At 38.3% G+C, this 15,093-nt stretch carries 13 protein-coding genes and 1 pseudogene; 3 read left to right on the forward strand and 11 right to left on the reverse strand.

The window, feature by feature from the left end; genetic code table 11:
- Positions 1 to 169: 169 nt before the first annotated feature.
- The 5 genes from ACFX4I_RS15890 to ACFX4I_RS15910 all read right to left on the reverse strand — a co-directional run bounded on the left by ACFX4I_RS15890 (position 170) and on the right by ACFX4I_RS15910 (position 4,856).
- Positions 170 to 931, reverse strand: a complete 762-nt coding sequence (locus ACFX4I_RS15890; RefSeq protein WP_377421682.1) for a hypothetical protein — start codon at positions 929 to 931, stop codon at positions 170 to 172.
- Between the two features lie 380 nt (positions 932 to 1,311).
- The gene (glaH, locus tag ACFX4I_RS15895) at positions 1,312 to 2,250 is read right to left on the reverse strand and encodes a glutarate dioxygenase GlaH (RefSeq protein WP_377421684.1); all 939 of its coding nucleotides are present in this window, start codon (positions 2,248 to 2,250) and stop codon (positions 1,312 to 1,314) included.
- A 328-nt stretch (positions 2,251 to 2,578) separates the two neighbouring features.
- The gene (locus ACFX4I_RS15900) at positions 2,579 to 2,920 is read right to left on the reverse strand and encodes a DUF3870 domain-containing protein (RefSeq protein WP_283933022.1); all 342 of its coding nucleotides are present in this window, start codon (positions 2,918 to 2,920) and stop codon (positions 2,579 to 2,581) included.
- 29 nt (positions 2,921 to 2,949) lie between these two features.
- Entirely contained in the window at positions 2,950 to 4,167 is a 1,218-nt protein-coding gene (gene lhgO / locus ACFX4I_RS15905) for an L-2-hydroxyglutarate oxidase (protein WP_309518924.1), read from the reverse strand.
- Between the two features lie 14 nt (positions 4,168 to 4,181).
- Positions 4,182 to 4,856 carry a GntR family transcriptional regulator gene (locus ACFX4I_RS15910; RefSeq protein WP_283933024.1) on the reverse strand — a complete coding sequence of 225 codons (675 nt, stop codon included), beginning with the start codon at positions 4,854 to 4,856 and terminating at the stop codon, positions 4,182 to 4,184.
- 325 nt (positions 4,857 to 5,181) lie between these two features.
- On the opposite strand from ACFX4I_RS15910, the gene ACFX4I_RS15915 reads away from it, so the two are divergent.
- Together ACFX4I_RS15915 and ACFX4I_RS15920 are read left to right on the forward strand one after the other, a co-directional pair.
- Entirely contained in the window at positions 5,182 to 5,577 is a 396-nt protein-coding gene (locus ACFX4I_RS15915; protein ID WP_230302682.1) for a GyrI-like domain-containing protein, read from the forward strand.
- A 348-nt stretch (positions 5,578 to 5,925) separates the two neighbouring features.
- Positions 5,926 to 6,636 carry a Dph6-related ATP pyrophosphatase gene (locus tag ACFX4I_RS15920; protein ID WP_283933026.1) on the forward strand — a complete coding sequence of 237 codons (711 nt, stop codon included), beginning with the start codon at positions 5,926 to 5,928 and terminating at the stop codon, positions 6,634 to 6,636.
- 596 nt (positions 6,637 to 7,232) lie between these two features.
- Here ACFX4I_RS15920 and ACFX4I_RS15925 read toward each other — a convergent pair.
- A complete protein-coding gene (locus ACFX4I_RS15925) occupies positions 7,233 to 7,805 on the reverse strand; it encodes a site-specific integrase (protein ID WP_194719377.1) in 573 nt (190 codons plus the stop codon).
- Positions 7,806 to 8,322: 517 nt separating this feature from the next.
- On the opposite strand from ACFX4I_RS15925, the gene ACFX4I_RS15930 reads away from it, so the two are divergent.
- The gene (locus tag ACFX4I_RS15930) at positions 8,323 to 8,511 is read left to right on the forward strand and encodes a hypothetical protein (protein ID WP_309518923.1); all 189 of its coding nucleotides are present in this window, start codon (positions 8,323 to 8,325) and stop codon (positions 8,509 to 8,511) included.
- Positions 8,512 to 8,621: 110 nt separating this feature from the next.
- Here the strand turns inward: ACFX4I_RS15930 and ACFX4I_RS15935 are convergent, their stop codons facing one another.
- The 5 genes and pseudogenes from ACFX4I_RS15935 to fdhF form a co-directional block, all read right to left on the reverse strand.
- Positions 8,622 to 8,900: a M20/M25/M40 family metallo-hydrolase gene (locus ACFX4I_RS15935; protein ID WP_377421746.1), complete on the reverse strand. Its 279-nt coding sequence runs from the start codon at positions 8,898 to 8,900 to the stop codon at positions 8,622 to 8,624.
- A gap of 385 nt (positions 8,901 to 9,285) precedes the next feature.
- Positions 9,286 to 10,257 carry a UV DNA damage repair endonuclease UvsE gene (gene uvsE / locus ACFX4I_RS15940; protein ID WP_377421688.1) on the reverse strand — a complete coding sequence of 324 codons (972 nt, stop codon included), beginning with the start codon at positions 10,255 to 10,257 and terminating at the stop codon, positions 9,286 to 9,288.
- Between the two features lie 177 nt (positions 10,258 to 10,434).
- A complete protein-coding gene (locus tag ACFX4I_RS15945; RefSeq protein ID WP_377421690.1) occupies positions 10,435 to 10,938 on the reverse strand; it encodes a PCYCGC motif-containing (lipo)protein in 504 nt (167 codons plus the stop codon).
- Positions 10,939 to 11,586: 648 nt separating this feature from the next.
- A pseudogene (locus ACFX4I_RS15950) lies at positions 11,587 to 12,108 on the reverse strand (helical membrane plugin domain-containing protein); the annotation flags it as partial.
- Positions 12,101 to 15,064 (reverse strand): formate dehydrogenase subunit alpha, encoded by a 2,964-nt coding sequence (fdhF, locus tag ACFX4I_RS15955; protein WP_377421692.1) that lies wholly within the window; start codon positions 15,062 to 15,064, stop codon positions 12,101 to 12,103. The gene fdhF and the pseudogene ACFX4I_RS15950, both read right to left, overlap by 8 nt.
- Positions 15,065 to 15,093 lie beyond the last annotated feature (29 nt).

A 15,093-nucleotide genomic window follows, 5' to 3' on the forward strand; every position in this document is an offset into this window, starting at 1 on the left:
TTAATGCCTCCTACAATAAAGAACATTTGTTCTTATTATAATCTCCAAAATATCACTAGTAAATAGTTAATTTTACTTTTAACATCATTAGATGAAATAAAGACCTAATCAAATGTTTCCCATCCTTTAATACCTATATAGAGTTTCATTGAGCATTTAGCCATCCACTTTAACCAATGGTCATTTCCTTTGAAAAATAGTGCTGTAACATCATTTTCATTTGCTCTTTATTTGCTGCAAATTGCTTATGTCGATGACCATTTCCTCCAGATGGATGAGGAAATCCTAGAAGTATGTTGTTAGCATCCAAATAATCTTGACCCGCTAAATAGTTTAAGACCTTGGAAACATTAACGCCTAAAGGAATAATAAGCGGGCATTCAATGGTACCTATTTCGGTAGCAAAGCCTTCCATTATATTTTTTTTAAGCAACTCGGTCTTTAAAATGTTCGGTGTCGTTCCACTGTAGTTTTTCCCGTTATAAAAGACTGGATAGGTTAAAACGGAGGTAGTATGAACGAGGTGACTAGCTTCATTAAAAAGATCCTGTGTGGACGATATGTTTAAGTATGTGTGTAATCCAAGCTCATCTAACATTTGAACCAAATTTTTTCTCATCGTTCCTTCAAAACTGGAATTCTTTTTTACTTCGTGCAGGATCTCTTCATCGCTATGTAAATGCCCTCTTGCATTAATTACGGTAGAATAAGATTTTTTCATTTGATGTAAACCAGGAGTGATTCCGACAATCACCACTTTGGCCCGTTCATTTATATATTCGAAAGGTGCGTAATAGATTTCGAGTTTTTTCTTTTCATCTCTTTCAAGCAAAAATTGTTCGCTCTGTATCATTTTATCTGTATAATCAGCAGGTAAAGCATTAATTAAGTCCTTAAATTGCGTAAAATTAGAAAAATTATTGATTCCCATAAAATACCATCCCCTCTTTCTTCAATTTATTTTGGCCATATCAGTATATCAGAAAAGAAGGTTCGTCAACGAGCACAGGGTGCGTTCTGCGTTATGAAGACATTTGGAAAAGCTATTTTCTTTTGCCGAATGGATTAGCCACTTGTTGTTATATAATGTGGATTTTTCTCTCCAAAATGATGAGAAAATCTTGATAAACATGTATTGGAATGTGCCTGACTCTCTCTTATATAAAAAGCGGATACCCTTCCATTAACAACGTTACTCTTTAACTGAACCTTAAAAAAAAGATAAATTGCTTTCCAACCCTTCGGTTGAAAAGAATTTATCTTAAAAATGGTGTTTGGGGATGAATAAAAATTTGGGTTTACAAAATGAAACTATTGATTGAATCTTCCGCGCTGGCGAAGTAATTCACGGTTCAGGTTCGGGTCTTTTTCAAATGCAGCGCGTCCGTGAAGCCAGAATATATTATTTACAACAACTAAATCTCCAACAGGCAGTTCGAGTTCAAGGACACTTTCATCGCTTTCTAATGAATTGGATAAATCGCGTAAGTATTTGGCTTGTTCGATTGATTCAGGATAAACGAATTGATCGATAAAACATATACCAGGTTTGTTATTATGATTGAAGAAAGTCAATCTTCCAATCTCCTGATCAATGTTCTTGCTTTTTGGAGCCTTATACGTGAATTTGTGGCTGGATAATAGATGATTCACATACATATCAAGCTCTTTCCAATCGTCTAAGTGCAATAAACGTGATTCGCCCCCGCGGGCATTTTGTTCGATCATCTTCATCATTAGTAACCAATCCGTCGGTTCATCTACAAATGTGCCGTCCGTATGAAGAGTAAATAAACGATAAGCCTGACGCAAATACGAATCACTGCTATCCGTGTCTTGAACACTAAAGCGGGCATAATATTTTCCTGACATTGCATCATGATTTGGAGTTCCCAGCAAGTATGAAATGGCCGTTGCAAAAATGACGTATTCATCCGTGTTTTCCGTGACACCCTCCAAGCCTAGGGTGAAGCCGCCGGATTCCCGATCATGAACAATGTTCCGAAGCACTTCACCAAAATCTTCACCCACTTGATCCAATAGATATGAAGCAATGATGAGTCGTGCATATGGTGTATATTCCAGATGCTGAACAGACTGATTATCCTTCGATACGGTTTCTAAAAAAGCGGCAATTGCCTCTTTTGAAATTTCAATATGATACAAACGGCTGGATTGAGGGTGAACTTTCACCTCGTACTTTTCTGTTTTCCTTTCGAACTTAGCTCTCTTTTTTTCTGCAATGTTCATGAATAATTCCTCCTGTTATTTGTAATATAGGTGACAAAGTTAACGGGAAATATAAAAAGCCAGTCGCACATGATCCCAAATAAAATAGGAATCAAACTGTACAACTGGCTTATATTCACTTCACTGCTCTATGCGAATAGAGTCACAGCGAATATGCAGTTTATGTATGATTTATTTTTCCTGTTTCCAATCAATATGATCTTTACACGATCCTGAAAAGGTATTTTCCAAAAGGTGTTAATGTCATAATATTGGCTTAATTTCATTAAAACGTTTTTTCGTAAAATTGTCAACACTTTTAACATATTATTCTGATAAAATCATATTCCTATCTTGGTTGTTTCGATTTATCTCCTGCTTTAATTTGCTGAAAATGGAGATCCAGGTCCTTCAAGGCAGCAATCAATGCATTAGCCGCTTTCCCCCGATAATAAGATTGAATTGATTCTATCGCGTCATCAACACCATCATTTAAACTGATCCCTTTTAATAAACGCCCAATAAATTCACGGCCATGCTCTGTTGCCAGTGTACAGGAAGCTTCCAGGACAACCCCATATTTAGCATCGACTTCTGCAGTGATGGTCAGTGTTTCAAAAACACTCTTCGCTGCCATCCCTTGAGGTAAACGTGCATGACCTGCAATGAAAATTGTTTTACCATTGAACATGAGACTTCTTCCTCTCTCTTTAACGAATTTTATTTTGTCAATACAGATTCCAATAAGTGTGATTGTTCCGGAATGCGGTTAACAACCTCTTTTCCAATTTCAATTGAGGCTGTTGCAGCAGGTGACGGTGCATTACATACATGGATGGTCCGTTTCCCCATTATAATATGAAAATCATCCACCATATTACCATCATCCTGTAACGCCTGGGCCCGTACTCCAGCAGGTGCAGGGATTAAATCATCTTCTTGAATTTCCGGAATTAACTCCTGCAGGCTTTTCGTAAATTGCTTTTTACTAAAAGAACGGACATATTCATCCATCCCTTCCTTCATGAATTTACTAGCCAGTTTCCAAAAACCTTTATAGCTTAAAACTTCAGTTAAATCTTTCGCATTGAAGTCCGTTTTCTTATAACCTTCTCGTTTGAAACTTAGTACAGCGTTTGGACCGGCATCTACTTCTCCGCTAATCATCCGCGTAAAATGAACCCCCAAAAATGGAAACTTCGGGTTAGGTACCGGATAAATTAAATGATTGACAAGGAAGCGTTTTTCGGGCTTCAGTTTAAAATACTCACCGCGAAACGGGACAATTTTCATATCCGTTTTATACCCAGCTGCCGCTGCGATACGGTCACTGTGCAACCCTGCGCAATTAATGACCATTTTTGCCTTAATGGTACCGTTGTTCGTATCGATGATGACATCATCAAAATCCTCGTCAATCTTCTCGACCTTTGTTTTCAGTTTAATTTCACCGCCGCTGCCCCGGATGATATCCGCCATCTTTTCACTTACCTCACGATAATTGACGATGCCGGCTTGCGGGACGCGAATCGCACCAAGCCCGTTAACATGGGGTTCGATTTCCTTTAACTCATCCACACCGATTCTTTGTATAGCCAGTTCATTTTGCAAACCGCGAGAATATAAATCATCTAAAAGGGGCAACTCTTCTGGCTTTGTTGCAACAATGACCTTTCCGCAAATATCATGTTCAATTCCATGCGTCCGGCAGAATTCCGTCATTGATTTGCTACCTTGACGGGCAAACCGTGCCTTAAAACTGCCCGGTTTATAATAAATTCCTGAATGAATGACGCCGCTGTTATGTCCCGTTTGATGATCTGCAACAACAGCCTCTTTTTCAATGACTACCACTTTAGCATTAGGAAAACGCTGGTAAAGTGCCATTCCCGTCGATAAACCTACAATTCCTCCGCCAACAATTGCGAAATCATACACAATTAACACTCCTTTTATTGATGATTTTTAATATTCAGCAACTCCATATACGTAATTAAATTGTTCTTAGTCCGTAAGATGTGAAATTCTACTGCTGCCCTTAGTTCTGCAGGATCCCCTCTTAGTGCCGCTTCATATATCATCCGGTGTTCCCGTTGCGTTTCTGGGTAATAATCAATCAGCAAATTCGGCGCAATGGGTGAGATTCCTAGCGTTTCTACCATTTTTTGAACCCTTGGCCATGGGCACCCTTTTCGGAGGGTTTCATGAAAAGCCGCATTCAAAAGGATATAATGCTCATTGGTTTCATCAGATAACTGAATTCCTTCCATTTCAATCAAAATTCCCTTTAGTTTTTCTTTGTCCTCCTTTGTTAAGTAAGGAAGTGATTTTTCTACTGCAAGGCCTTCAAGCAGGGACCTGGTATGATAAATTTCTTCAATATCATCCCTGGTAATCGGTGTGACGATTGCTCCTTTATGAGGAACCATTTCCACCAACCCTTCCAGTTGAAGCTGTGTAAGGGCCTCACGAATGGGCATCCTGCTAACTTCTAAGCGATCTGCCCATTCCTCTTGGATGAGTCGCTCTCCCTTTTTCAAAGTCCCATTCAAAATCGCTTTCCTAAGACTTTTTGTTACATTTTTAACGATTGTTGATTTATCTCTTCCAGAATTAGCATTATCCAATTCAGCGTCCACCTTTCAATATTGGATACAATTTTAACTATATCAACTATATAAAGCGATTACAATACTGAAAATTAAATAAATTGTATCCAATTTTAAAAATACTGGATACAATTTATTAGGAAAACATCTAATTCACATCTGAAAATAATTTGTGGCACCCGTTTATATTTAACTATTTAAACAACTTTGTACTCCTTTTCATGACCATTAAAATTCACAAATTCCAAACAAGGAACTATAACCGAAACCTAACATGAAAATGTATCAATATGATATCATTGTTAATAAATCCAAATTTATACAAAAAAGGAGTTGTTATTAATTGAGTAAAGAAGTCTATATGATTGGCGAAACAAGGACTAATAATTTCTCGGATAAGGAACTTTTCGAGAAAATCGGATCCCTATGGAGCAAAGCAAATGATCATGATATTGAAAATGATTTGAAATATGGGATATATCATCAGTACGAAAGTAACTATCGTGGCGATTATACTTTAGCTATAGCCACCGAAACCCCTCTATCGAATGAAAAATTGGTCATTCCTGATCAAGTATATGCGGTGTTCGAATGTTTACAAGATGAACATTCCATAGGAGAAACTTGGAAAAAGATATGGCAGCTGGAGGAAGAAAAAAAATTGAACAGAAAATATAGTCTGGATTTTGAAAAGTATTATCCTGATGGAAAAGTGGAAATACATATTGCAATTATATAAGTGATAAAAGCATCTAATATGTGAAATAAGCCATAAAAGTAGATACTTTATTTAGCTATCCTTAAGGGCATGAACCCCGTCACCCGCCGGGACTCATGCCTTTTTATTTCACCTTTATTCACTAGGTATTTGAGAAAATCCTCCTTTAGCAATATGATTTATCTTGTTCAGTCCATTATGTAGTAGTTTCTTAGAGATGGACTTCTCTTTTAATAATAGTTTTTTTGTATCAGAATGCACTAATATTTTATCTTAAAGCTCCAAGCGTGATAAAATCAAACAAATATAGTTGTGAAACATAAAAATTGAAATTGGCAAAAAGTCATTAGAATAAAGGGGAAAACATGAATGGCGGAATTAATCGATTGGAAAAATAGTGCTCGCGGGCATAAATTCATAGCTTCTTTTAGCGGAGGAAAGGATAGTGTCTTAGCTCTATATAAAGCAATGAAGATTGGTGAACCTGCAGGACTGATCGTCATGCTGGAGGAAGAAGGAAAACGTTCCAGATCCCATGGAATGCCTCCGGAACTCATACATGCCCAAGCTGATTCTATAGGTTTGCCCGTATATACTGCAGCTGCCAGTTGGAGTGATTATGAAGAAGTATTTATGAGCCTATTAGAAAAGGCAAAAAATCAAGGTGCTGAAGTGTTAGTAACTGGAGACTTGGATATGCCCGCTCATGGCTGTTGGCATGATAAGGTTACGAAGAATGCTGGATTGAAGCTTGGAATGCCTTTGTGGGAAATGAACCATCGTGAAGCTGTCGAAGAGTTCTTGAATCTAGGATTTGTAACGATCATTGTAACCGTTAATTTATCATTGGGAATGCGAGATGATGATTTAGGGCGAAAGTTAACCCATGAATACGTGAAGGAACTTGAAGCTCGCGGCATTGACCCCTGTGGCGAAGGTGGAGAGTTCCATACCACAGTAATAGATGGGCCTATTTTTAAACAGCCAATTCCTGTTCGTAAATGTGAGATTATTAAGGACGGAGAATATGCTTTTTTGCCTTTGGAGTTAGATAAGATGGCGGATATGAGTACCTTATAACGAACTAATTACCAATATTCCTTTCGCAACCACTCTGTACTGCACCCCAATTATGAGATTTTCTCTAACGATTGAGGTGCAGTTCATCTGATGAGTCCTATAACAGTAGGATAATATCGAGTTATAGTTAACATAACATTATTATAGTAACCTAATTTTGCGGCAACAATTCATTACTGATAACTTTTTGTTTCATTAATTGTTAAACAGGAAAACAACAGAATTTCAGAAAAATAAATGTTTCTAATATACTAAATCGAGTGATTCTTTATAAAAATCAGTACTGTTGATATCAAGAAAAAAAGACTATATATTCTAGTCTTTTTTGAGAAGTCATTCGGTTGATTTAAAACTCTGTTCATTACTCGGCCAAAACTCTTATAATTTTCAAAATCCCCAGTGAAGTCGATTTTCTAGCAAAAGGTGCGTATCCCATTCCGAAAGCCCTTTCACTTCTCCACACCAATGATACTAGTTTTATCTACCCATTCAGCTATATCGAAATAATGTTTACTCTGAAATAACTCCCAATTGAAGGACTGTGATATCCATATAAAAATACTGAGTATACAGGAGTTGCACTTCGTCCTTTTCAGTTAATAATAGAAATCCATTAATGTTTCGTCCATTAAATCCTGTGTGAGTCCTATGTAAATCATCGTATCTTTTGGATTGGAATGATTAAGGATTTGCTGCAGTAAAGCAATATCCTTGAATTTTTGATAATGCAAATAGCCGAAAGTTTTTCGAAGGGTATGTGTACCGACATCCGGAATGTCTGCCATTTCAGCGGCTTTGTTCAGGACCCGATAGGCCTGTACCCTAGTGATTGGACCATTTCCTTTTCGACTCGGAAATAAATACTGTTCATTTTTCAGGTTCGATTTCCGGACATACTTCCTTACTTCCTTTCGAAGCTGAGGATTGACAAGGAATCGCTTAATTTTATCTGTCTTTTGCTCCACAATGACTATATGCGTACCCTCAAGAATATCTTTCACACGCAATTGTAAAAGATCCCCTATACGTAACCCGATGTTTATCCCGATTGAAAACATCATATAATCCCTGTAGCTGCAATATTTTAATAATGACTTTTTCATCTTTTCTATGTGATCCAAGCGGCGTATCGGCTGGACATTCTTTATTCTTTGAGAGGTTGCTTGCATGAATGGCTCATTCTCCTTTCCCCTTCTTTCATTGTACGTGAACAGGTGAAAAAAAGGCAAGTTTTATAAATTTTGATACCCTTATAAACCCTGATTTAACGCGTTTTCGAATGTATCAATAGAGGTCCTTTGTTACATTCGGAATATTCTAATAAAAGTAACCCGATAATCGCTTAAAATCCACCCACCTCCATTAACCGCCTATATAGCCTTATATAGCGTTTTTAACCAAAATCTGATTCATGACTCTAGGGAATTAAAATAACGGCTTTAAAAGCTAAAAATGAAGCTCGTTTTTTCGACTTTTATTATATTTTTTACAAAAATATACAATATTAAACGAGACTGTTTTTCTGATTTTTAATATCGTCTGCTTTCTATATTAATATAAGAGAAACGCCATTTTAAAAAATCCGATTTCCCCATGCTAAGGAATGTTCGGCATTAATTACAATCCATTCCTGTAAAAATAAACGAACCTTGAAGGGGGCTGCGATATCTTCCGAAGGCAAATGAAATGCTGCTCCAACAGACAACGAAAAAATATAGTATTCGCAAAAATAAAAAAGAGCCACTGCACCCAGGTATCCGGATTGTAACTAAAGATAAATTAGCCACCATTCAATCCTTCTTTCTGGTCAATAAGTTCATGGATGGTTCAAAAAGTCAGAGCAGCATTGCTATAATGCTGCTGCAAACTCGCTAAATCCCCCCTGTTTACCCCTTCTTTTAAACTAGTAAAGTTGTTCATGTCTGCTTCTCATTTAAAAAAGTAAAAAATTTGGGCTGCAAGGGCGACACCATATTTCAATGGCATCAAATTAACATGGAATGATGCCATTGAAAACTCTCTTTACCCGCTGTACCTGTTCCCCAATAAATGAAAACAGAAGGAACAGAACTGGATAAGTGGACAAAATCATCGCCGCTCATAAAAGGATTTTCCAATTCAACCATGCTGTTTTTACCAATGCAAATCTCTGCAACGTTTTTCGCTATCTGAGTCATGCGTTTGTCATTCCAAGTGGGAGAGTATCCTCTTTCATATTCATACGTGTACGAACCGCCCCCAAAATTTGTTACCGATTGTAGCAGTTTTCATTTTTTGCATCAAAGGCACCTTGTGTTTCTTTTTTAATCGTTCGCGTCGTGCCGGCTAAATCTACCCGAACGGCAATCGCATTAGATATGCAACCTCCCTGTATTTACCAAATGTTACGACAGCCATAATAAAAAGGGGGTCATGCAGCAGCTCCGCATCAAAGTGTTGATGCTATCGCGATGGCCGGTCAATTCATCTCAAACATCCAAAACATTGTTGCAAGACAAATATCCCCACTTGATATATCAGCATTGGAATTTCTTTTACTATTTTGTTGTTGAAAACTTCTATGTTAACAATAATTACGTTATGTAAACAAAAGATATTTGATAAAGAGAATCTTATTTACTTCCCTTTGTCAAATATAACCCCAATCAATTAATGAATATAAAAGCTGGCATCATCAATGATCTCTATCTCTTTATAACTTTTCAGCTCATCCATCAACTGGAAAAGTGCTCCATCCTTCTGTTTTGCTTCAATCATGCAATCCAATTGCGGTAAGCTTCCTTTAATATGTTGTAAAAATTCCATGAACATACTTGGATCCACATATTCAGCATGTGCTCGAAATTCTTTATCGGACCTTGGACTTGAAATATGCATTTTAGGAGGTAGCTTGGAATTACTCCAGGTATTCAATATTCGGTCCCAATGATCTTTCCAATCTTCACTTGGTAACTGATGTGCGAGGTAATGGTGATAATCAAAAACCATTGGAATGCCTAATTTTTCACATAAATAAAGTGTTTCCGACAACGTATAGGTAGTATCATCATTCTCAAGAATGACCATTCTTTGAATCGATTCCGGAATCAAACCCCAATTATGGATAAACTGCTCTAATGCCTGTACATGCTCGCCATAACCGCCGCCAACATGCAAAACACAGCGGTGCTCTTGATCGACTCCCATTTTTTTTAATAACGTATGATGCATCCTTAATGTTTTTAATGATGTTTTCAGAATATCGATATTTGTACTATTCAAGATGACGAAATGATCTGGGTGAAAATCTATCCTTATTTTTGGGTGGGTTGTAATGAATGTTTTTAATTTAGCCAGTTCTCCTGAAATAGGTTCGAGGTAATCCCATTCTGGAATTTCTGGATGATTGGCTAAAGGGATAAGTTTTGAAGAAAGCCTAAAGAACTGAATATTATTAGCTTCGTTATGAATCAGTAAACGCCAGCAATTATGAAGATTGGAAATTGAAATGCGTTCGAGCTTCCTTATCGCGGCATCCCTGTCCTTAATTTTCGAAAACTGAGCAAAAGTCATCGTTTGGGATGGTGAACAATTTGGAACATGATTACTCATGGCTACATAACCAAGGCGAATTAATGTCAATGGGATAGCTCCTTTACGGTTTTATGGTTATTGGAAGTATTCCCCTTTGCAATCAATATTATATATGTAAGCAAACATCCCTCCAAAAAATTAAAATGGCCTTTTTCCGAATGATTATCGGACAAAGGCCATTTTTCCAAATATCATTTTCATGCTAGAATTTCATACTTTTTTTCTTTACACTTCAGGGGTCGGGGTCGGTTTGGCATATCCACTTTTATATTTATCATCGATTTTATTCCGGATCTCTTTGATGCTCATACCATCATTCAAGTCCAATATGGATTGAGCTGCTATTTCTAAGCAAACTCCGCATTTCGTCCCGTGGTCATCCCAAACCACTTCACCATTTTTTTTATTCTCATGGATAAAACAATCGTAATTATTTTTATGGTTTGCTGACTCTCCACAACCGCAGTAACAAGGTATTTTTTCAAGTAAATCTTTGTTTTGAGCAACAGCTAAATAGATTGTCTTCATATCCTCAGGTTTATCAGCCAAGAAATCCGGTGCTATTTCCTTACTGCTGGTCTCCTCCTGAAGATCTCCTGATACCGTATGCTCTGAATGTCCTTCATGACTGCTTTCTTTTTGAGCAGCACTTTCCTCTTCTCCTGAACAACCTGAAAGTATTAAAGAAGTACAGATTCCCAAAAATATTGTCATTAATTTTAGCTTCATTTATACACTCCTTGATCATTTTATACTCCCATTTTATGGCACACAAGGGATTTCTACAAGCATTAGGTTCCTAAATATAAGGATTTAAAATGACAAGTATACTAAAATGCCTTTCTGGTACGACTTCGTGCATATTTATAGATATTAACCACACTTTAAGAAAAAAAAAGAAAGAGGTGTCCTATTCTCACCTTTCCGCCACTTTTTGATTAAGTGTATGTATATGTTTGTTTCACTAATGATTGACTTTATTATTTGTATCAAATAAAAATATATTAATAAAAGGCTAGTGAGAAAAATTTTGATAGTAGTTTATTACCTCACTTACCTTTCGAAAAAAGCCGATGATTTCCTATAAGGGAATCATCGGCTCGGCTTAAATATTTTGGTGGGAATTCGTCACCATCACTCAAGATAAATTCCATATCGTTCGCGAATTTACTTACGTTTCAATTTTCCGAATAAGAACGAGGAAGGTCCTTATTTCTTACTTCTCGATAAGGTTAGCGGAATGGTTATGAGTGAAACTCCTGCTGCAATCCAAAACCAGCTGGTATTTCGTTTTTTTCCTCTTCCGCCTTTACTGGGTATACTTGATCCGTATGATTTTCTGGTGGTCGGCCGTTCTATGTCTCCTGTTTCATTCGCTTTATGAAATTGCTGATTCTCTGGTAGTTGGGTGGTTCTTTCTAAATCGCTTGTATCTTCTCCCATTCCTTTAAGGAAGGTCATCAGAAATGCCATGGCTTGTTTGACTTCTTGGTCATTCAAGGAACGCAGCATTGCTAGATAGCTTGGCTTATCAGGAGTTTTATCAGCTTCGGCCACACGGGCAATCCCTGAATTGACTTTGAGGATAAGCGGTTCAAGCTGCTGAACATTAAGTGTTCCTAAAGTGCCAAGAATGAGAAGGAGATTTTTTAGCGTATTTGCCGTTTCTGGGGTGTCTGCTGTTTTGACCAGAATGTTTAGCACTTTGTCCCCTTCCTTTAACAAACTGTTAACCATTGATAATATCCCACGATCCTGCATACCTTTCATGACATCAAACGTTTCTTTAATCACTTCTTTATTTTCCAAAAGGGTACGCTCTATATCCTCGAGTTCGATTCTTCTTCTTTCTTCATCGCTTAAGGTGATTCGATTGATCACTTTTGTCGCTTTAGCCACGGTTCCTCTCCTCCTTTTTGATTTTCAAGAGGTCACCAGGGAATATATAATCTTCGCGGGCCCATTTTTTTTGTACTTGTACACCTATCTGTGGTTGTGGATTACCATTACGATGGTTGATGCTCGGCAATGGATTATCTCCTTTGACCCTGAGCACTTCCATTTTTGCCTGCACTTCCTTATAGGCAGGGGTATCAGTATCTTTATCTGAATGGCTGCTTGTCAATTGGTTGATTGCCCCATCACGTGAATCGTTCATTGGCAGATAAACCTCTTTACCTTTTACACGGTCCGTGATCAGGCATTGCACTTTTGCATTTCCATATGGTGAAGTAAGCCGAACAAGAGTGCCATCCTCAAGCCCTCTATCTTTTGCCAATTCCCGGGATACCTCAAGGAATACTTTTGGTGTTTTGGAAGTGATGCCTTTTGATTTATAAGTCATGTTTCCTTCGTGGAAATGTTCCAACAATCGGCCATTATTCACATGGATATCAAACTCATCCCCAAAGTCAATCGGTTTGGTCCATTCGACTGGAAATAACCTTGCTTTTCCATCGGGGAAAGGAAAAGCTTCCGTGAATAAAAGCGGCGTATCTTTACCATTTGGTGCCACTGGCCATTGAAGACTTTTATATCCTTCCAAGCGTTCATAACTTACTCCAGCATATAATGGTGATAGTTTAGCTGCTTCATCCATGATTTCACTTGGGTGCTCATAATTCCAACCTGCTCCTAACGAATTAGCTACATTCATAATGATTTGCCAATCAGGCTTTGAGTCACCCAACGGTTCAAAGACTTGATATAGACGTTGAATACGGCGTTCGGTATTCGTGAAAGTACCTTCTTTTTCAAAGCTTGGGCTTGCTGGGAGGACGACATCCGCGAATTCTGCCGTTCTTGATAAGAAGATATCTTGTACCACAAAGAATTCCAATTTTTCAAATGCTTCATGAACATGATTGATATTGGAATCGACCAGACCCATATCTTCACCTTTTAAGTACATTGCTTTGAGGGTACCTGCATGAATCCCTTCGACCATTTCATGATTATTAAGGCCAGGGTTTTCGGGTATTTTGGCACCCCAGATATTTTCATATTTCGCGCGTACATTTTTGTCCGTTACTTTTTCGTAACCTGGCAAGCGATCCGGCATACTGCCAAAGTCGCTGGCTCCTTGTACATTGTTATGTCCGCGTAAAGGATAAGTACCTGTTCCAGGTTTACCGTAGTTACCTGTTATGAGCAATAAATTGGAAATTGCAGTACTCGTATCGCTTCCTCCGCCATGCTGTGTAACGCCCATGGCCCAAAGCGATGCAACGCTCCCCGCTTCATGAATGGCTTCTGCAAGCGTAATTAAATCTTCTTTAGCTACGCCTGTTACCTTTTCCGCATATTCCATTGTGTAAGGTTCTAAAGTGTTGATGTATTCCTCCATCCCATTTACACGATTTTCCACGAAGTCTTTATCTGTCCAACCTTTGTCGACGATATATTTAGTTACGGCCGACAGCCATATGATATCCGTTCCCGGAGCAGGCTGAATGAAGAGGTCAGACCGTTCAGCCATTTCATGCTTTCTGATGTCCGCCACAATCAGCTTCTGTTTACCTAGTTTATGGGAACGTTTGATTCTGGTAGCCAAAACGGGGTGGGATTCGGATGTATTCGAGCCTATGATCAATACAAGTTCGGACTTTTCGATATCCTTTATGCCCCCTGTATCCCCGCCGTATCCAACCGTTCTGAATAGTCCCAAAGTCGCCGGTGTCTGACAATACCGGGAACAGTTATCCACATTATTGGTGCCAATGATTCCCCTTGCCAGCTTTTGCATTAAATAGGACTCTTCATTGGTGCATTTGGAGGACGTTATGAAAGCCATCGAATCAGGTCCGTAACACTCTTTGATTTCGGTGAATTTACGGGAAATCAATTCAAGGGCTTCTTCCCATTCAGCTTCCCTGAACGCATCTCCTTCTCTAATTAAAGGTTTTGTGAGTCTTTCTTCACTATTCACGAAATCCCATCCGAATTTCCCTTTTACACAAGTCGAAATTCCATTTGCAGGTGCCTCAACTTGCGGTTCGATTTTTAGGATTTTACGATCTTTGGTCCAAACGTCAAAGCTGCATCCTACCCCACAGTATGTACAAACCGTTTTCGTCTTCTTGATCCTTGCATCCCTCATGGCTGATTCCATATCTGAAATCGCTAAAATCGAACCATATCCCGTTTCTACATTTTTCGTGATTTCTATCATGGGGCGAAGAGTTTGTTTAGCGATGCCGGTTAAAAATCCGGCTTCCCCTTCCAGTCCTTTTTCCATCATTGCATTACACGGACAAACTGTGGAACAGTGTCCACATGACACACATGAAGATTCATTGATTGGAACATTATTATCCCAAATGACACGTGGGCGTTTAGCTTCCCAATCAATGGTCAATGTTTCAGTGACCTGTACATCTTGACAAGCTTCAACACAACGGCCGCAAAGGATGCATTGATCCGGATCATATCGATAAAATGGATTTGACCGATCCACTTCATAAGGTTTTTGATCAAAAGGAACACTTTGATGATTTACCTTCATTTCCTTAACAGTATTGTGTATTTCACAAGTGCCATTATTATAATCGCAAACCGTACAATAAAGCTCATGGTTATACAATATCTTGTCCATCGCCATGACCTGTGCTTCTTTTACATCTGGTGCAACTGTATCGATTACATCCCCATTCTTAATCTTAGTGGAACAAGACCTTACAAGTTCTCCATTAACGCTCACTAAACATGTATCACATGTTTCGATAGGACCTAGGCTAGGATGGTAACAAACATTCGGGACTTCAATCGAGCTATCCGTCAGCATTTGTAAAATTGTTTGATTACCTTCCAGGCTGGCCTCTGCACCATTGATTTTTATCTGTACTTTCTCTGGCAAAATAATCGCTCCCCTCTTAAAAAACGATA

The sequence above is a fragment of the Peribacillus sp. YIM B13472 genome, assembly GCF_042788005.1.
In the GTDB taxonomy this organism is placed as follows: Bacteria; Bacillota; Bacilli; order Bacillales; family DSM-1321; genus Peribacillus; species Peribacillus simplex_E.